Genomic DNA, 18,813 nt, shown 5'->3' with positions numbered 1-18,813 from the left:
ACATTCCGAACATAATCTATAACGGTGCGAATACGAACCCGAATCGCATACACGGCTTTGATGCCGAACGGTCTGTGGAAGGCGTTCGCTTCATCAATCTTCGGATCAATGGGGAATTAGTTTTGAATTCGGAGAAGGGAAACTTCGACATCAACGATTATACGACAAACATTTCATTCAGCGAGTAAAAATTACAAACATGGATGCAGTGGGAGATAAAATTAAATCTATTAACCGCTTATGTTCGGTAATTTGGAGTTGATTCATGGATACAGCCTTTCACAGATCGTATGGTATATCGGCGGATGCAAATTGTCGGAACGATCATAGATTATTCAGACGGTTTTGACGCTCTCGTGAAATTTCTGCCCATATGCTCCTGCCTGCACCCGGTTCGGCGGACAATTTTGCTTCTAAAGTCCCGTTTCTATTCGTCATTTTCAATCGTCTAGGGATAAAGAATTGAGTTAAGGTGTCAGAAACAGGAAAAAAGGTCTATTTGAAATAATTTATATCTCGTATAGTATTATGTTGTCATCGTTTCAGTAATATTTCGACAAATTTTTTAATATCGTTCTCGATAAGGGCAAAACTGGCGAAAGCCAGCGACGCAAAGCTAAAGGGGCTCCCGCAGTTTAAGCTGCATGCCAGCCAGCCACCGAAGGAAGAGGTAATCGTGAGAACCTTTCCTGTACCGGCAAGAAAGGTTTTGTTATATTTCAAAAACTATGATTTACGGTGGAGAGATGAAATAATCGCAAAGTGCTATAACTACTAAAGTATGGAGAAGAGAGAGTCCCCATGAAGACATTTCGTTTTAAATGTTCTTTTATCCACTATCCTAGGAGGCTTACAAATGAATATGAGTAAGAAGGTTTTATTAAAAAGTACAGCAATTAGCTTGTGTTTCACTATTTTTCTAAGCTTATTTATGATTAATTCCATCTCTGCTGCTACGCTATTCAGCGATGATTTCGAAAATGGTAATGCGAATAACTGGACAGCTACTATGGGAACCTGGTCGGTCGTACAGGATGGGGGCTCTTATGTTTACTATCAATCTAGCACCAATGAAGGTAGAACTTCCGCAGGCAATCAATCTTGGACAAATTACAGCATTCAAGCTGATGTAAAAGTGGACAACTTCAATGGTACCAATCGAGCATATGTTGCGGGCAGATATGCCGACGGAAACAACTTCTACGCCGCATCCTTATTTAACAGCAGCGGCGGTACACTAGAAATTAGGAAAAAAGTGGGCGGATCGTCGACGACTTTAGCAAGCAAAGCATATGCGCTTGCGGCAGGCACTTGGTATACTGTAAAACTTGAAATGATCGACTCTACATTAAGTATGTATGTAAACGGTGTGTTACAACTCACAACTACTGACACAAGCTTAACGGCTGGTGCTGTGGGGCTTGATGCCTATAAAACTGTTACCAAGTATGACAATGTTATTGTTTCGGATACGACAACACCAACTCCGACACCAACGGCAGCACCAACGGCAGTACCAACGGCAACACCAACACCAACACCAACACTACTAGGTAAACAAGTTTTAGAAAATAATGATGGGTGGGGAGCTTTTACTACAGGAACTACTGGTGGCTCTTCAGCTGATGCCGAACACACTTATACTGTAACCAATCGCAACCAATTTGTTGCAGCCTTAGGCAGCGGCAGCACTACACCTAAAATTATCAATGTACAAGGAACGATAGATTTTAACGTCGATGATAACAATAACCCGTTAGGATTCAGTGATTATAAAGATTCTGCTTATGATTTCAATACATATTTGGCAACTTATGATCCTTCCGTATGGGGCACCTCCAACCTTCCGTCTGGCTCTCAAGAAGATGCCAGAAAGAGGTCTGAAACCAATCAAGCGAACAGGGTCGTAGTTGCTATTCCTTCTAACACTACCATTGTTGGAATAGGTACAACTGCTAAAATTCTGGGTGGAAATCTGTATCTCAAGAGCGGTGTGGACAATATCATTATCCGGAATATTGAATTCCAGGATGCTTACGATTACTTCCCGCAGTGGGATCCGACGGACGGAAGCACAGGTAACTGGAACTCGATGTTCGATAATATTACAATAAAAGGAACCACTCATGTATGGATCGACCATTGTACGTTTGATGACGGAGCACGTCCTGACAGTTTGAATGGAACTTACTATGGACGCGAATATCAACATCACGATGGAACAATGGATATCAGCAATGCAGCTGATCTTATTACAGTTTCTTACAATTACTACCATGATCACGACAAACTCGGTCTGGTAGGTTCAAGTGACAGCGCCACTGCGGATATTGGGCATCTCAGAGTCACATACCATCATAACTATTATCAAAACGTGGTGCAACGCGCTCCACGAGTGCGCTTCGGGCAAGTCCATATTTATAACAACTACTATGAAGGAAGCACCAGTGGCACGTACGCATATTCCTATTCTTGGGGCGTAGGAAAATCTTCAAAAATTTACGCTCAAAACAATTATATTAGTGTCCCTGGAATAAGTGCTTCTAACATTGCAGGTGTTTTTGGCGGTACCACTCTTAATGATTCTGGTACAGTACTAAACGGTTCAAGTGTAAATGTTGCTTCAAGCGCAGGCTTAAGCATATCTGTGGGCTGGACACCTACATTACATGGAACGATTGACGCAACAAGCGATATCCCAACCCTTGTCCCGGCTAACGCCGGAGCAGGAAAAGTTCAATATTTTTAATAAAACCGTCCGAAACCTACGAGGGATTCAAGTAGGGAATAGGAATGATCTTCGTTCGGAATTGCTGCTGGGGTTATCTCAAGAATTGGATGATCTTTTGAATAAACTTAATAAAATCAAGCGTGCAGCGTTTTAGCTGCACGCTTGATTTTATTTTGACGGTCAATGCCACACTGACGTCGTTCGAAGTTAAGAAAGAACTATTCTTTGTTTGTTTTGCGATATTTTGAGGAGTATTCTTCCACTTCGAGAAATCATTACGAACATACGATCAATAAGGAAACTTCACTAGAGATGAAAGAGGGAGAAAATATGTTCAAAATATTGAATTTGCGTACTGATTATTTGATTAAAATGGGTATTGATGCTGTTCAACCGAAGTTAAGTTGGAATATAGAATCAGATATGAACGACTCCATGCAACAAAAAGGTGAAACGTAAAAACCTATTCCGTTCATAAGCAATTTCCTTGTTCATCACGCAAGTGCGCATACGAGTGGGAATGGAATATTGGCCGGCCAGCGAATCATAAATTGGTGACCATTCATGCCACGCTGAATTCGAGTGATGCTATCTAGGCATTGCATCTGTGGTATTAACCTCCATAACGAGCAATGAACCGGATAGCGGTCAAGGCGACATTCAGGCCAATTTTCCCGAAGAAGAAGAAGAAATCAAATAGCATGTCCTAGCCCTTTATCCCTATGGACGGAGGGCTTTTTTTAGTAAAATGACTTGGGAAGAATTGAAGGATTGAGTAGATGAAGAGAATATGGTACATTCGTATCCATCATGGTCTCATTTTTATGTACATGGTATATGAGAAGTAATGAGGTGAATAGAGTATGCATTACATCGTTATCGATTTCGAATTCAACGGTAGGCAGCATTATGACATTTATCCTATGGAGATTATTGAAATTGGGGCTGTAAAATTAAATGAGCAGATGGAAATTATCGAGACATTCCAAAGCTTTATTCGTCCTAAATTTCCTTTAAATAAATTTGCATTGCAGTTTTGCGGTATTACAAAAGAAACGTTATTAAAAAGCAAGCCTTTTGAAGCGGTTATTAAAAGATTCAAAAAATTTTGCGGCACAGATTATAAGCTGATCGCATGGGGCGCCAACGATTTCTTCACTTTAATGGTTGATTGCAAAGTAAATCATGTTCATACAGAATGGATCACTACTCAATTGTTGGACATGACGCGTCATTTTGATGGAGGCTTACAGCAAGCTCTAGAGGATCATGGCCTTCAGTTCATCGGACAAAGTCATTCTGCACTGGATGATGCTTTAAATGCTACTCTTTTATTGAAGCTCAAACTAGGAATCATAAGTGATATCAACTATTTCACCCCAGATCCTGTGAAAATATGTACGGGTGGCATCAAGAAATGGATCCTTATGTCGCTTGACAATGCTATTGAAAATGACCAGATGTTAAGTTGGGACGATTTTTTAAAGGATCGGAATACGCAGAAGTATATCGCCATCATGAACTTAGCTGATCACGAAATCAGAATGGTTCAAAATCTCTTTATGAAGTTTGCACATATGAAGTATGGTCGTAAAACAAAAAAATTATTATATGCGTAAATGGCGTAGACCCCTATGAATGGGGTCTTTTTGTATTTATCGAACATAAAAGAATAACAATTATTACTACCTAAAGTATAGAATAGCCGATCCACACTAATGTAAAGAATACTTATGCTTACATAAAATAAAATAAAGTAAGGGATGGATAATACGATGGGCGATTTAACTATGCAAGAGGTTTGTAGCTGGTTTGAAGCCAATAAAGACAAGAGCATCATGATTAAAAAAGAAGATCAACAAGATATAGATCAGATAGAAATTAACGTACATGAAGTTGGAGTCGTGAGCTTTTCAGACACCTTAGACGCCTATTTATCGCCCAAAGCGATCGTACTGCGCGGAAGTGGAAGCATCCAGACACATGATGGTGAAAAGCAAAGCCTTCCTGAAGATAGCTACGAAATTCCATTCGACGGAAACTTCCATGGTATTCAAAATGAAAAAGGAATGGAGATTCAAACGGATCGGGCCTCTTACATGATCACCATTCAATAACCGCAATCATAAAGAATCATCATTATCACCAATTCAGGTGCGATATCGTGTCCAGCGTTGAGAACCAGTGCTGGCTTTTTTTTGTTTGATTCCAAAAAAATGGATACGCTGTTCAAACTTTATCGGATTTGGCATAATGGAATGAATGAAAGGATACATGAAGATGAAAACGGTTTCAAACGAAGGGTATAGACAGCAATCCTGTTATTTCACCGATAGGTATCAGGAGGGAGGCGTTTCACATGTATAATTTACTCATTGTCGATGACGAAATAGAAATTCGTGAAGGCTTATCAGCTATTCCATGGCAAACCATGGGTGTGAAATTAATGGGGTCCGCAAAACATGGTCTAGAAGCGTTGCAATTTATTTCGGAACATCCCATAGATATTGTATTGACTGATATTCGAATGCCATTTATGGATGGGATTGAATTGATGACTGTTTTGCTGCGGCAACAACCGTACATTCGAGTCATTATATTATCAGGCCACAGCGATTTTGATTATGCGCAAAAAGCGTTGAAAAATGGTGCCGTTGATTATTTATTGAAACCTACTCAATTTGACATTCTATTTCAAACTTTTGAGAGATTGGTTCGCAAGTTGGATGCTGAAAAACAGGAGGAACTCAGAAAATCCGTTCTTGTTCGCAAAGAGATGCTGTTGTCGAAGCTTCTGCGGGAAGAGTTCCTAACCATGTTATTCAAGAGCAGGATGTCGGTGGATGATATTGAGCTGGGATGTTCGGAGAGCGAAATTTTACTCGATGGCCTCGCATACACAGTTGCGTTGATTCGGCTTGATCGAATATCTTTAAACACAAAAATGGTATCAGATCGTGAATTGAAGCTGATTGCTTTTTCTTTGGATAATATTTTATACGATATTTGGGATATGCAAGGATCAGCTTATCATCTTGTTAATAAAGAAAATGCAGAATTTTATTTGCTTACTGCGAAATCTACGCCTAAAGATGATTTTATTCAAGTCAAACGGCAGCTGACCAAATTTATGGGTTTGTTAAAATCAACTCTCTCGCTAAGTATCGGAAAACCCGCACAGCATTTAACAGAGATATGGAGTTCAGCTCAATCTGCCAAGCAACTATTGGAAAACTCGCCCGAAGAAGACAGCAATCTTGAATACAGCGAACTTGTACAAGCTGAAGAGCTGGACGTTACAGCTGCTAAAGAATCGACTTCAATGAGCCATGCCAAAGATAAAAAGAAAGATAGCATGGTTGTGCAACAAGCTAAACAATTTATAAAGCACAATTTCCATCAAAGTATTACTTTAAAGCAAGTAGCCAATGAAGTACATGTAACTCCCGGCCATTTGAGTGCGCTTTTCCGTGAATCCGGGGAATCGTATTTGCAATTTGTGACATCGCAACGGTTGAATAAAGCGATTGAGCTATTAGCGGATGTTCGCTTTAAAATATATGAGATTGCTGAGTTAGTCGGTTATTCAGATCAGGCTTATTTCTCAGAGATATTTAAAAAACATACGGGTAAAACACCGATGGAATATAGAGATGCAGCAAATTAGGATAGAAAGGGGCTGCTGATAGGATGGCAAACCCGTATTTCAACAAGCTTAGTCCCACACGCAGAAACATCATTATTGTCTCTGTATTGCTCACCTTACTGGCACAAATTGTGCTTCTTACTATTGGGCTGTCTTATGTGAATAATATGAATCATTCCGTCCAGGATAAAAGAGAGACCAATGTATCGAACCAATTTTACAAAAATACATTGACACAATTCGGTGAACTTAGCAATTTGATGCAACTGCTGCAATCCCCGGACTTTAGTGATTTTTTTAAAAGCTCTATGAATGTACGGGATTTGACAACAGTCACTCAGCAAAAAAACGATTTATTAAGTAAATTAAACGATCTTCATTTATCAACCAAAATGGTGCGGCGAATTTATTTTATAGGCAGCGATATGAATCAATTGTCATTTAGTAAAGATACGGACCGTGCAACCTTAGATGAGCTTCCCAACCTGAGAATGGACCTACTTCAAGAAAATAATATGGATCAAGTTTTTTTGAAAGATAATAATCGGTTGACCCGATATTCGCCAAATGACTTTGAACATCTCACAATGAGTAATCAGCTTAATATCAATGTTGAAAGAAAAGCTGAACTGTCTAGCTTTATTAATGGCTTGAATAATAAACTTGTCATTTCAAACGGAAATGTGAATGGCGTGCTTATCATTATGGAGTTAAATAACGATTTATTCCGGTCTGGCTTGCCTGATGATTATTCCGACGACTATCAATTTTCGATTCTAAACCATAAAGATGAGCTGGTCTGGTCATCCGCTGATCCGCTAGTGTTGGCAGATAATCACACTCAAACCAATTGTCAAACATGTGTAAAGCTAGAAAAGGAATTAAATCCATACCCGTATCGTGTCATTTTTAAGCAAACTTCAGATTTTGTGCTCTTTTCTAAAAAGTCCATTTTTTCTGTTTTTATTGCATTATCTTGTCTTACTGCATTTGTTACCTTTTTGATTAGTTATTTTTATACAAAGAAAATTTTTTATCCGTACTTGATGTTAACAAAAAAAATGCAAGATCAGGTGCGGTCGGATGAGTTGATTTTGAAATACATCTCGGATGAGTGGATAAAAAAAGGAATAAATTCATTATCGCTTCGCACCAAGCTGATCATGATCTTTTCGATTGCCGTCATTATTCCAACCCTATCGGACGGGTTTTTATATTCCCGGGTTTTGAACCAAGCCGTCCAAAACCAAATGAAAGAAACGGTTCATGAGGTGGGAGAGTTTATGAACGTATCCATCCAAAACCGTATGGACTTTATGAATCAGTTAATTAACCAGTTATCCGCAAGCAGACAATTGCAAGAATACCTTACCACTCAACAGGATCTGGATGCTTTGCGTTCGGTTGCCTTCCGGAATATAAAATCACCCATTAATTTATCCATGTTCCCCGGGTTGAATGAAGTCAACTATTTTGTCTTATTTGATAGCAACGGGCATAGTTTTTATTCATCTATTTTTTCAAACAATCCCGAAATGTTTAATATCGAAGTCGATAATCTGGCGGAAAGAGACGCTCCTTATTGGATTTCCGGATATACGGATGTGTTCAATCACACCACACCAGCGATAATCAAACGAATTAATTATTGGCATAAGGGCAGCATAACCCAAAGTTATTTGTTGCTGGTTCCAAGGGATTCATTTCTAACAGAGGTTAGTCCGATGGAGTCAACCGTTGGAATTAAAGACTCGCAAGGCAAGCCAATATATTCTTTCCAGCCATTTTCTACTAAACAATTGAATTCTTTGCTATGGTCAGGCCTAATACCAGACACGCAATGGCAGCTGAGCATTGAATATTCCTATGAAGATATTGTTCTTAAAAACAGTCAATATTATTATAGATTATTGCTAATTATCGTTCTCATTCTTATATTGTCCATTATTATTTCGTTTATTATCGCTTCCTTCTTACTAAAGCCTGTCGAAATGCTGAAACGAACGATGAGGATCGTTGGCAAGGGGGATTTCAGCCATATGACGAGCTATAGCGGGAATAACGAGATTGGCGAGATTATTCGAAGCCATAATGATATGGTTCTAAGATTAAATGGCGTGATTCACGAGAATATGAAAATAATGGAGGAAAATGCAACAAATAAACTAAGGGAAAATGAGTTGCTGTCCTTAAAGACCCAAGCGGAGTTGAAAATGCTGCAAGCGCAGATCAATCCTCATTTTTTATACAATACGCTTGAAGCGATCAATATGCGGAGTATGAAAAACGGAAATAGTGAAATAAGTCTGATTGTCAGTTCATTGGCCGAAATGTTCCGCTACAGCGTAAGCAATGGGGTAGGGAAGGTGCCGCTTGCGATGGAGCTGAACCATGTGCAGAACTATATGTCCATTCAACAAGTCCGATTTGGCGATCAATTCAAATATGAATTAGAGGTCCCTGAACACTTGACCCACTTTGCTGTAGTCAAATTCATCCTGCAGCCAATCGTTGAAAATTGCTTGAAGCATGGTTTGTCCGGCTTCGAAGAAGGCGGGGTCATACGAATAAAAGCATTTGAAAATGATGAGCTGCTGTTCATTGAAGTTAGTGATAATGGTATTGGAATGGATACGGATACAGTTATAAGGGTGAATGCAGAGATTCAGAAGAGCTTGGATAATCATATCGGCGGATACGAAAATAAAGGCGGCATCGGATTGAGCAATGTGTACCATCGCCTCCATTTGTTCTATAAAGAACAAGTAGCCATGAAGGTGGGCAGCAGCCCAATGAAAGGAACGACGGTAACCATTTCGTTTCCTCTCTATCAGGAATAACCGCAAAATACCATAGAAGTCGTCATTTTACCGGATTGAGGTCTCCTCCTGCAAGCAATATACTTTAATCAGAGAGAAAGAAAACGCTCTCAATATAAAAAACTTCTAGGAGGGTCTAAATTGATAAAGAATTTCGCTAAGCCTCTCGTTCTTATCCTTTCAACCGCATTGTTTCTATCGGCTTGCGGCAGTGCAAAAACGACAACCGAAAACACGACTGCCGGGGGCACTAGCACTTCGTCTACAGCTTCGGCGGATAACGGCGCACCTGTAACGGTACGTTTCAACATGAATGACGGTGAAATTACCAAGGACCAAATCAAAGAATTTGAAACGGCAAATCCGACCATTAAAATTCAAAGAGAAGATGGAGATACTACGAAACTAGCTGCTCAATTAGCAACTGGCGAAGCACCGGACATTATTCGGTTGACTGGCGTAAACGATCTCCCGTCCTATGTCATTCGCGGCATTGCTATGGATTTAACCAAACTCATTGATACAAGTACAGTGATAAAGAAAGATGATTTTGTTTCTGCGGTTGATGTTTACCGCTTTGACGGAAAGGTACAAGGCCAAGGCCCTATCTACGGCATTCCTAAAGATTTTTCTTCGGATTTCACGATATGGATTAATAAGAAATTGTTTGCTGCGGCCGGCGTCCCAATCCCGAGTGAAACCGTCCCCATGACATACAGCCAGCTTTTCGATCTTGCAAAAAAATTAACAATTAAAAATGGCGATACGGTCACGCAATACGGTCTATCAGAAGGTGGGAAGGGAGAAGCGGATTTACCCTATTTGATGGAATATTTATTGAGTAAAGGTGTAAAGCTCTCCACAGACGATTACGGTAAAATTGACTTTACAAAACCGGAAGTCAAACAAGCCTTACAGTTATGGGTAGACGGGGTTAAAGGCAACTATGGACCGAACCTAGTTAACCAAGATAAAGCAGGGTGGGGAGGCGAAGTCTTTCTGGCTGATAAATTGGCCATGTATCAATCCGGTTATTGGTTTTCAGGGGTGCTGCGCGGTGATGAAAAAGCAAAAACGCATTTAGACGACTATCTTATGCTTCCTGCTCCAATTGCTGATGGCGGAACACGCATATCTCCTACTGGCTCAGCAACAGGCGCCATTATAAATAAGGCAACGAAGCATCCAAAAGAAGCATGGAAAGTATATGAATGGTTTTTTGGCGGTAAACCAGCGGAAGATCGCGCGAAAAGCGGTTGGGGAGTTCCTGCCTATAAACATATGCTTCCGATGATTCCACAAGAAACCGTATTTGACAAAAAAACATACGCAGTCCTTCAAGATGAATTGAAATACAGCGGTAAATTTATCGAAATGAACCCTTACTTGTTAAATGGAGACACCCTTTTGAAGAAGCAATTAACGCCTGTCTATTTTGGTAAAGCAACACTGGATGACGCGATGATTGCCTTAAATAAAGATGCGAACAAAATTATTGAGGAAGCTAAAAGCGCAGCATCAAGCAAGTAAATAAGGAATGCATACCCGAGGGGGAGCTTAGCCTGCGCTCTCCCTCTTAAATAAAGAGGAGAGAACCTGCCATGCATACACCTGCTCTGAGCGCGACAACGGTTGGAAAGAGCAAAGCTCGTAAGGGAATAAGTGAAAAGACGCGCCGTACGGCGGCATTTTACTTGATGATTTCACCATGGTTCATTGTTTTTTTGATTTTTGGTTTATATCCTTTACTCTATGGTCTCTATTTAAGCTTTACCAATTTTGTCGGATTTAACATTAACCATTTAAAATTAGTAGGGCTGCAAAATTATAAAAATGTTTTCACAGATACGGACGCCATGTATGCTCTTGGGAGAACATTTCTTATTACCATCCTATATGTGCCTATCGCAACACTCATTGGCTTGCTGCTGGCGTTGTTATTAAATCAAAAAATTAGAGGAATGGGGATTTATCGGACGATCTTTTACCTCCCGTCTATTGTTCCCGTCGTTTCCATAGGTTTAATGTTCCGTTTTATGTATGCTGACAAGGATGGCATCATCAACAATATTTTAAGTTTTCTTCACCTTCCTTCCGTAAGCTGGCTGGGATATGATCACGCCACCCTTTCATTGGTCATTATGATGCTATGGGGAGCGGGTGGGTCTATTCTAATCAATCTTGCCGGATTAAAGGGCATCTCGAGAGACTTGTACGAAGCCTCAGCCATTGACGGCGCCTCTGCTTTTAAACGGTTTATAAGCATTACTATGCCTTTAATGACTCCGGTTATTTTCTTTAATGTTGTTACGGGAATCATAAATGCGTTTCAAATGTACATTCAACCCATACTCTTAACTGGGTTAAAGTTTTTAGATGCTCCTATCCGGCCCAATTACTTATACGCCGTACATGCCTTCCAGCAGGTGTTTGCCTTCCAACGGTATGCTTACGGGATGGCTTTGCTTTGGATCATGTTTATCGTCATTCTTCTGCTTACGGTTGTTGTCTTTGCGACAAGCAAATATTGGGTCTATTATGAAACGGATCAGGAGGGATAGAAGATGGAGAACACAGGGGCAAGTCGGTTTGGTCTGTATTTGGTTTATGCTTTATTGCTTGTATTTTCTGTCGTTTTTATCATTCCGCTTTTTCTAACGGCATCCAATTCATTAAGCCCATGGTTCTCGATACCGGGATTTTTGCCGCAAGGCTTCCATATCGAAAATTATAAGTTTGCGACAACCATGATTGATTTTTGGAAATATTTGAAAAACACGGTCATTATCTGCGTTATTTCTGTCGCTACGACGACTTTTTCAAGCGGGTTAGTCGGATATGCTTTTTCGCGGATTCAAGCGCCCGGCAAGAAGTTGTTGTTTATGATTGTCTTATCAACGATGATGGTGCCTGGGATTGTGACGCAGATTCCGACCTTTCTTTTATTTCATCAATATGGTTTGCTCAATACATTTTATCCTTGGTTAATCTGGGGGATTGGCGGCTCGGCACTATTTATATTTCTATACAGACAATTCTTTTCAGCGATTCCTAAGGAATTGGAAGAAGCAGCAAGGATAGATGGATGCTCGATCTTCCGTACGTATTGGAATATATTCCTCCCGCTTTCGCTGCCTGTGATGGCGACGGTTTCGATTATGAGCTTTCAAGGCTCATGGGGAGATTTTATCGGTCCATTCATGTTTCTGAACGAATCCAATTACCCGCTGGCCGCTGCGTTAGGTACTGTAGGCTATACAATGCCAGGAAATGCAACCATTGTTATACAGCAAGTTGCGGCAGCTGCATCCCTTCTGTTTATGCTGCCGGTCATTCTATTGTTTTTTATCGGTCAACGGTTCTTAATTGAAGGGGTCGTCACTTCCGGTGTTAAAGGGTAGAAGTTGGAAAGCTTACGGCGATCAGCGCCTTCGGGATATGAGGGCCACACAACCAACATTAACTGTCTATACACAAAAGCCTGGTGCGGAATTAGGAGACTTGTTCGGCATTTTCTTCTTGTCAATGTACAGGAGAATAGCGTTCGCGCACAGATTGCTTTGGCGGATTTGCATAAAACGTCTTTGACCGTTGATGTATACGAGATGTCCGGCCATGCGCTGGATGATGAAAATACATTTGAGTCGCCTGAACGGGTGCTGCCGAAACAAAAGGAATTCCGTACAGAAGGCTGCAGTTTTCACTACGATTTTCCCAAACATTCCATTACTGTATTCAGAGTGAAATAAAGAGTATTGCGAAAACAAATGCGTAAATAAAACAGCCGTCATTCATTGAGTGACAGCTGTTTCTTGTTATTGATAGTGAGAGCAGTAAGAACAAAGTACGGCAAATTTTATATTCTTGCCACCGACTTGAGCCTTACCAACTGTTTGAATACGAAGTAAAGGGGAAGCTGAAAGAACATCGTCAGAGAGGGAAGCAAATGCCTTACTAACTGTGCTTTCAATAACAATGGAAGAGTACAACAGGATAAAAAACGGGTATTAACATAAAATGACACACTATGTTGACACTACGGGTGAGGAAACCAACTCCCATATTTATGGACCGTCTGTTAAAAATCTGACAGAATCGATAGCTACAAAGCTAGAGAGAATGGGGAGCGACTCCTTGTTGAATTTCATTTTTGTAAATATCCTTGAACCATTGGAGTTTCTCCAATGAAATGATGGTACCTCAGCTTATGTCCAATAAGCACGGTCACCTGCATGAAGGCAAAGAAAGAAGGGGAATTCCAATTTGTTTCCAGATACTGGATTATCCGCCACTCGACCTCGCGACCAGTTCCCTGGATAAACCGCAACCTAAAGGTGCATATTTCACCAAAAATGGCATTGATGTTCGACGCCTGTTACGTTGACCCAAGCCAAGCGAAAGACCCAGGAGTCTTCAAATGGAGGAACATTTGCTCAATAAGCACATTTGGACAGTTTGTATAATCATTTTCCGTTTGATGCACAATACAGGTAAGGTGATGAAAAATGTGGAAAACTATTGTTTCCTATCTTCCGGAATGGAAGATTCTTATACAAGCCGTTCTTGCGGCTGTCATTCCATTTAGCATATCAAAGATGTTCTCAAAAGCTCATTTGAAAGTAAATGAATATAATTCCCCACATGATTCCCCACATCATTCTCCCACTCCATTTTCCGGTGACCTTTCGAAAGATCTGGAACTTGTCAGACAAGAGATTGGACATAATGCCGATGTCACTTTCCGAGCATTTCTCTTAGGGCATACTGGTATTCAAGCGGCCCTTGTTTTTGTGAACGGTTTAGTAGATCTTGATTTAATTCAAAAGCAAATTATGAATTCACTTATGTCTGACTTTTCAAGGGATGCTGTTTGCAAGGAAGATGGGGTTTCTCTGGATTTTCTTACGAATCAAGTCCTAACCGTCAGTCGCGTCAAAGAAGTAGAAGGTTTACATGAAATGGTATCCGAAGTATGGAGAGGCTCGACTGCCCTCATGATTGACGGTTCGCCAGACGTGCTCATTCTCGGTACGAGGAAAATGAAATCGCGTGGTATTGAAGAACCTGCTTCCGAATCATTGGTAAGAGGTCCGAGGATCGGTTTCAATGAGAATCTAAGCGATAATATCGCACTTTTAAGGCAGCACGGTGAAAATGACAGCTTAACGATTACTCGATTTGAAGTAGGACAACGCGTGAAAAAAGATTTGATCATCGCCTACATCAATGATATTGCCAATCCAGATTTAGTGGAAGAGGTACGGAAAAGAATCGGGAATATTAAAATCGATAATGTTCCGGATTCAGGTAGTGTGGAGCAATTCATCCAAGATAATTACATTAGTCCCTTTCCGCAGTCACAGAGCTCGGAACGACCGGACCGTGTGATAGGCGGGTTACTGGAAGGTCGAGTAGCCATCCTGTTGGACGGTTCCCCTTTTGCCCTGATTGTGCCGGTTACGTTAAGCATGTTCATTCAATCACCGGAAGACTACTATGAACGCTGGATTCCCGCATCACTGATTCGGCTTTTGCGTTTTTTGGCGGCACTAATTTCTACGTTCGCACCTTCCTTATATATATCGTTCATCTCTTTTCATCAGGGATTGATTCCGACCAAGCTGGCTATTTCAATCGCTGCAACACGAGAAGGTGTTCCATTTCCCTCGTGGATTGAAGCCGTCATTATGGAAGTTTCTATCGAGATTTTAAGGGAAGCCGGACTGCGTCTGCCAAAACCGGTTGGTCAAGCCATTGGTATTGTCGGTGGTCTTGTCATTGGTGAAGCCGCCGTAAAAGCGGGAATTGTCAGCCCAATCATGGTGATTGTCGTGGCGATAACGGCCATTTCCTCCTTTGCCATCCCGCAGTACAGCGTAGGGCTTTCGCTTCGCATGCTTCGCTTTGCAGCGATGTTTAGTGCCGCTGTCTTTGGATTGTACGGGGTCATTCTGTTCTTCTTGCTGCTTTGCAGTCATCTGGTTAAGATGAAGAGTTTCGGCGTACCTTACGCGAGTCCGGCGGTTTCTTATCTGATGAGTGACTGGAAAGATTTTTTGGTGCGGATGCCGCCTATGCTAATGAAACGTCGTCCCAAAATGATGCATACAAAAAACCCGGTGCGTAAACGATAACCAACTATGAAAGGAGCAAGCAATGATACCCATCCCAGAAGACCGAATTACGACTCCGCAGGCAGTTGTTCTAGTAACCAATATCATTCTTGGAGTTGCGATCCTCACCTTGCCCAGAACATCTGTAGAGAAAGCGAATACGCCTGATGTATGGATAAGCGTTATCCTTGGCGGTTTGGTCGCCATGATAGCGGGGGTAATTATGGCTAAACTAAATCAACGGTATCCCAGCAAAACATTTTTTCAGTACAGTCTGGAAATGATGGGAAAATGGATGGGCTGGTTGCTCAGTCTCCCTTTACTTGTTTACTTTGTCTTACTATGCGGTTTCGAGCTTCGTGCGTTGGCGGAAGTGACCGGGTTGTTCCTGCTAGAGGGAACCCCCAGTTGGGCTGTCATGATCTCATTTGTATGGGTAGGCCTCTATTTGATACTAGGCGGCATCAACCCGATCGCTCGTCTGTTTGAAATCATTTTTCCTATCACGGTGATTATATTTTTTCTGACAATGTTTTTGGGGATTCCATTATTTGAGATGGATAACCTGCGTCCGGTACTCGGTTCTGGCATCATGCCTGTCATAAAAGGGATGGAGACAACAGTCTTTGCTTATACAGGGTTTGAAGTCATCTTGCTCATTTCGGCGTTTATGAATCGGCCAAACAAGGCAGTAACAGCGGTTATGATCGGAATTCTCATTCCCATGATATTTTACATCATTACCATGGTAATAGTAATCGGGGTGTTTTCGGTCGACGGGGTTACCACAAGGACATTTCCAACTATTGATCTGGTGCGAAGCTTTGAGTTGCGCGGCGTCTTCTTTGAACGGTTTGAGTCTTTGTTTCTCGTGATATGGATCATGCAAATGTTTGCCACCTATACGATCTGCCATTATGGCGCGGCGTTGGGGTTGGCGCAGCTTACAGGGAAAAACATTCATCCGTTTATATATGGTTTACTGCCCGCGATTTACATTACTGCCACGATTCCTAAAAACATCAATGAATTATTTAAACTGTCGGATTTTATCGGATATCTCTCCCTGTTATTAACCGGGTTAATGCTGCTGCTGCTTATTTTCTCAAAAGCAAGGGGGGAACAAGAGTGAGAAAAATTAGCTTCAGATTTTTCTTTGTTTGGCTTCTAGGTATTTCACTTTTGTTCCTTTCCGGGTGTTGGAGCCGAAGAGAAATTGAAGATCTCGGCATAACTGTAGGGTTGGCGCTGGACAAAGGAGACGTGACTCAGGTTGAACAAAAACTGAAGGAACATGGCGGCGGTTACCCTAAAAAAGACAAGATTACTGTAACGTATCAGGTTGTCAACCCGCAAGCAGCCGGCGGGGAAGGCAAGGGAGGCGCTTCGCAGCAAAGACCATACACCAATATTTCTGAGACGGGAGATTCCATGTTACAAAATACTCGGGAAATCTCTTTAAGAAGGGATCGGCCCATTACCGGGGGACACTTCAAAATCATAGTAATCGGCGAGGACCTTGCGCGTACGATCAGTATGCAGCAATACCTTGATTTCTTTATTCGGGATAACGAATTTAGGCCGAGCGCTCTTGTATTTATCAGCAAAGGGCTGGCCAGCAAGACTTTGGAATTAGAGGATCCGTCACAGATCCCCTCTTTTAATTTGCTCGGGATTACAGATAACGAAAACAGAACGAATAGGCTTTTGCCTCCAATGCCATTAATGAAGTTAATAGGCAAGATGCATTCAAAGTCCAGCTTTCTCCTGCAGAATGTCATATCAGCCGATAAAGAGACGAAGTTTGCCGGAGCCGGCGTGATCCTAGGTAAGTCAAACAAGTTGGTTGGTTTTCTAAACGAAGTTGAATTGGAAGGGTTAGTCTGGATTACCGGCAAAGGTAAGGGGGGGATGGTCAAATGTTTTGATAAGGAAACAGGGAAACTATTGGTGTATGAGATTTCATCAATGAAAAGCAAAATTGAACCTCATGTGATAGGAGACAACATCTTTTTCGAAGTGAAAATAGAATCAAAGGGAATTCTCTCTGAACATTGGATGATGAAAGAAAAAGCCTTCGAAAATGAATTTCTGAAGAGAGTCGAAAAAGTCACCGAAACCGAAGTGAAGCGATTAGTCCAGGAAACATTAGTTAAGATTCAAAAGAATTACCAGGCGGACGTTGCCGGCTTTGGTGATCAATTACGAATCAAATATCCTAAAGTATGGGATAAAGTAAAAAAAGATTGGGATACAACTTTTAGTAAAGTTCCTGTTAAGTTCAGCGTAGATGTAACGATTAAAGAATATGGTACGACAGGTTCGGAAAAGACAAAATGAATCAGCTTTTGCCACCAGAAGACGGCGAAAGCTGTTTATGCTTGTTTTGAAGGTTTTCTCTAAATTTACGTTTTTAAATACGCCGTTTTCTCGTTATTAAACAATGTTCCGTTATTTAAGCTTTTCAGATTTCGCATGGACAGACATATTAGTATTAAGCGTAGCAGCAACAACAGGATTTCCTGGAGACTTTCCGGCCAGGATCTGTTTGCTAACCCGTTGGAGGCGAGACGCCGAAAGTATTGTATTTTGCGCCGGGCATGCAAAGGGATTTTAAGTATGATGACGATGGCGAATTGAAGCGCTTTCTTGAACTCTTTAGATTACCCGGTCAAATATTGGAGGGAAATGGTGATGAGCGTGCTGATCAACTGGAAACAACGTGAAAATGACAACGGCTATAGGTTCCTCTTGGGCGAAAGGACCATTGGCGACGTCTTGGCGTTCGAGGACGAACGCTTCACAGTAACCGATACGTTCGAACAGTTAAGGGAAGGACTGGTGCAGTGGACGAGGAAGTTCACCTATCGAGGCGAATCGCCCGCGGCGTGCAAACTTTCGATGGATTTCGCTGCCGACTACGAGCCTGAGTATTATATGATTCCTTCCGTCACCTACAACGGGAACAGTTGGGGCAGCGGCCTGGAGCCGAAAGGACTNGATGGATTTCGCTGCCGACTACGAGCCTGAGTATTATATGATTCCTTCCGTCACCTACAACGGGAACAGTTGGGGCAGCGGCCTGGAGCCGAAAGGACTGGAGCGTGATGGGCAGCCTTGGGTATTTGCGTGGCATCGGACGGCAGTGGCCGGCGCTACCTACTCCGAGGGAAGCGGGATTGCCGTGGCCTTGTTCGGGGAGCCTCCCCGGGATATGCAAGGTTTTTCCTGCTCACTCGTGCCGGCTGCAGGACGAGTCATCCATCGGCTGATCTGGCCGGAGGCAGAGACGCCCGCGACCTACGATGGCCGCGACCGTTACGGTGAGGCATACGAAGCGGAAAGGACCTTTGTGCAGGGCGAGACGTTTACGGCCCGTGCGTTTCTGGCGCTTCATGCGTACACCGAACCGCGCACGTCGTGGAGAATGATGCTCGAAGAGGCCTGGCGGCTGCAACAACGTCCGGTTCGGGCATGGTATGAACCAGAGCGCATCTGGGAACT

The 18,813-nt window shown here is 41.9% G+C and carries 14 protein-coding genes, 1 pseudogene and 1 riboswitch; all 15 genes and pseudogenes read left to right on the top strand.

Features of this window, described 5'->3' with window-relative positions; all coding sequences use genetic code 11:
- Positions 1-575: 575 nt before the first annotated feature.
- Positions 576-663: riboswitch (cyclic di-GMP riboswitch) on the top strand.
- 193 nt (positions 664-856) lie between these two features.
- Positions 857-1,456, top strand: a pseudogene (locus tag ASG93_RS36225) (family 16 glycoside hydrolase); the annotation flags it as partial.
- A gap of 3 nt (positions 1,457-1,459) precedes the next feature.
- Positions 1,460-2,749, top strand: a complete 1,290-nt coding sequence (locus ASG93_RS06990; protein WP_414858845.1) for a pectate lyase family protein — start codon at positions 1,460-1,462, stop codon at positions 2,747-2,749.
- Entirely contained in the window at positions 2,670-2,885 is a 216-nt protein-coding gene (locus ASG93_RS37080; RefSeq protein ID WP_156410826.1) for an aspartyl-phosphate phosphatase Spo0E family protein, read from the top strand. The genes ASG93_RS06990 and ASG93_RS37080 overlap by 80 nt, the downstream gene beginning before the upstream one ends.
- Positions 2,886-3,043: 158 nt before the next feature.
- Positions 3,044-3,190, top strand: coding sequence for a hypothetical protein (locus ASG93_RS34885; protein WP_156410825.1), 147 nt, complete (start codon positions 3,044-3,046; stop codon positions 3,188-3,190).
- A gap of 404 nt (positions 3,191-3,594) precedes the next feature.
- Complete coding sequence (locus tag ASG93_RS06985) at positions 3,595-4,350, top strand: 3'-5' exonuclease (RefSeq protein ID WP_056830232.1); 756 nt, start codon at positions 3,595-3,597, stop codon at positions 4,348-4,350.
- A 156-nt stretch (positions 4,351-4,506) separates the two neighbouring features.
- A complete protein-coding gene (locus ASG93_RS06980; RefSeq protein WP_056830230.1) occupies positions 4,507-4,848 on the top strand; it encodes a hypothetical protein in 342 nt (113 codons plus the stop codon).
- Positions 4,849-5,090: 242 nt separating this feature from the next.
- Positions 5,091-6,398 carry a response regulator transcription factor gene (locus ASG93_RS06975; RefSeq protein ID WP_056830228.1) on the top strand — a complete coding sequence of 436 codons (1,308 nt, stop codon included), beginning with the start codon at positions 5,091-5,093 and terminating at the stop codon, positions 6,396-6,398.
- Positions 6,399-6,421: 23 nt separating this feature from the next.
- The gene (locus ASG93_RS06970) at positions 6,422-9,217 is read left to right on the top strand and encodes a sensor histidine kinase (RefSeq protein ID WP_056830226.1); all 2,796 of its coding nucleotides are present in this window, start codon (positions 6,422-6,424) and stop codon (positions 9,215-9,217) included.
- Between the two features lie 120 nt (positions 9,218-9,337).
- A complete protein-coding gene (locus ASG93_RS06965) occupies positions 9,338-10,726 on the top strand; it encodes an ABC transporter substrate-binding protein (RefSeq protein ID WP_056830224.1) in 1,389 nt (462 codons plus the stop codon).
- 71 nt (positions 10,727-10,797) lie between these two features.
- On the top strand, positions 10,798-11,757 hold the full coding sequence (locus tag ASG93_RS06960) for a carbohydrate ABC transporter permease (RefSeq protein ID WP_056830222.1): 960 nt from the start codon (positions 10,798-10,800) through the stop codon (positions 11,755-11,757).
- 3 nt (positions 11,758-11,760) lie between these two features.
- Positions 11,761-12,597: a carbohydrate ABC transporter permease gene (locus ASG93_RS06955; RefSeq protein ID WP_056830220.1), complete on the top strand. Its 837-nt coding sequence runs from the start codon at positions 11,761-11,763 to the stop codon at positions 12,595-12,597.
- A 3-nt stretch (positions 12,598-12,600) separates the two neighbouring features.
- Complete coding sequence (locus ASG93_RS33925) at positions 12,601-12,945, top strand: alpha-L-arabinofuranosidase C-terminal domain-containing protein (protein ID WP_082614751.1); 345 nt, start codon at positions 12,601-12,603, stop codon at positions 12,943-12,945.
- A gap of 846 nt (positions 12,946-13,791) precedes the next feature.
- The gene (locus ASG93_RS06940; protein WP_056830363.1) at positions 13,792-15,330 is read left to right on the top strand and encodes a spore germination protein; all 1,539 of its coding nucleotides are present in this window, start codon (positions 13,792-13,794) and stop codon (positions 15,328-15,330) included.
- A gap of 22 nt (positions 15,331-15,352) precedes the next feature.
- The gene (locus ASG93_RS06935) at positions 15,353-16,441 is read left to right on the top strand and encodes a spore germination protein (RefSeq protein ID WP_056830214.1); all 1,089 of its coding nucleotides are present in this window, start codon (positions 15,353-15,355) and stop codon (positions 16,439-16,441) included.
- A complete protein-coding gene (locus tag ASG93_RS06930) occupies positions 16,438-17,649 on the top strand; it encodes a Ger(x)C family spore germination protein (RefSeq protein WP_056830212.1) in 1,212 nt (403 codons plus the stop codon). The genes ASG93_RS06935 and ASG93_RS06930 overlap by 4 nt, the downstream gene beginning before the upstream one ends.
- Positions 17,650-18,813 lie beyond the last annotated feature (1,164 nt).

The sequence above is a fragment of the Paenibacillus sp. Soil787 genome, from assembly GCF_001429545.1.
Taxonomy (GTDB): domain Bacteria; phylum Bacillota; class Bacilli; order Paenibacillales; family NBRC-103111; genus Paenibacillus_E.
The sequence above is the reverse complement of the archived record's forward strand: the minus strand, read 5'-3'. Positions and strand labels throughout refer to the sequence as shown.

What these genes read in the sequence shown, in the direction of transcription:
- ASG93_RS06940 (WP_056830363.1), top strand. Translation starts at nt 13,792, where the DNA reads ATGTTCTCAAAAGCTCATTTGAAAGTAAATGAATATAATTCCCCACAT.
- ASG93_RS06970 (WP_056830226.1), top strand. Translation starts at nt 6,422, where the DNA reads ATGGCAAACCCGTATTTCAACAAGCTTAGTCCCACACGCAGAAACATC.
- ASG93_RS06935 (WP_056830214.1), top strand. Translation starts at nt 15,353, where the DNA reads ATGATACCCATCCCAGAAGACCGAATTACGACTCCGCAGGCAGTTGTT.
- ASG93_RS34885 (WP_156410825.1), top strand. Translation starts at nt 3,044, where the DNA reads ATGAAAGAGGGAGAAAATATGTTCAAAATATTGAATTTGCGTACTGAT.
- ASG93_RS06955 (WP_056830220.1), top strand. Translation starts at nt 11,761, where the DNA reads ATGGAGAACACAGGGGCAAGTCGGTTTGGTCTGTATTTGGTTTATGCT.
- ASG93_RS37080 (WP_156410826.1), top strand. Translation starts at nt 2,670, where the DNA reads ATGGAACGATTGACGCAACAAGCGATATCCCAACCCTTGTCCCGGCTA.
- ASG93_RS06985 (WP_056830232.1), top strand. Translation starts at nt 3,595, where the DNA reads ATGCATTACATCGTTATCGATTTCGAATTCAACGGTAGGCAGCATTAT.
- ASG93_RS06975 (WP_056830228.1), top strand. Translation starts at nt 5,091, where the DNA reads ATGTATAATTTACTCATTGTCGATGACGAAATAGAAATTCGTGAAGGC.
- ASG93_RS06960 (WP_056830222.1), top strand. Translation starts at nt 10,798, where the DNA reads ATGCATACACCTGCTCTGAGCGCGACAACGGTTGGAAAGAGCAAAGCT.
- ASG93_RS06980 (WP_056830230.1), top strand. Translation starts at nt 4,507, where the DNA reads ATGGGCGATTTAACTATGCAAGAGGTTTGTAGCTGGTTTGAAGCCAAT.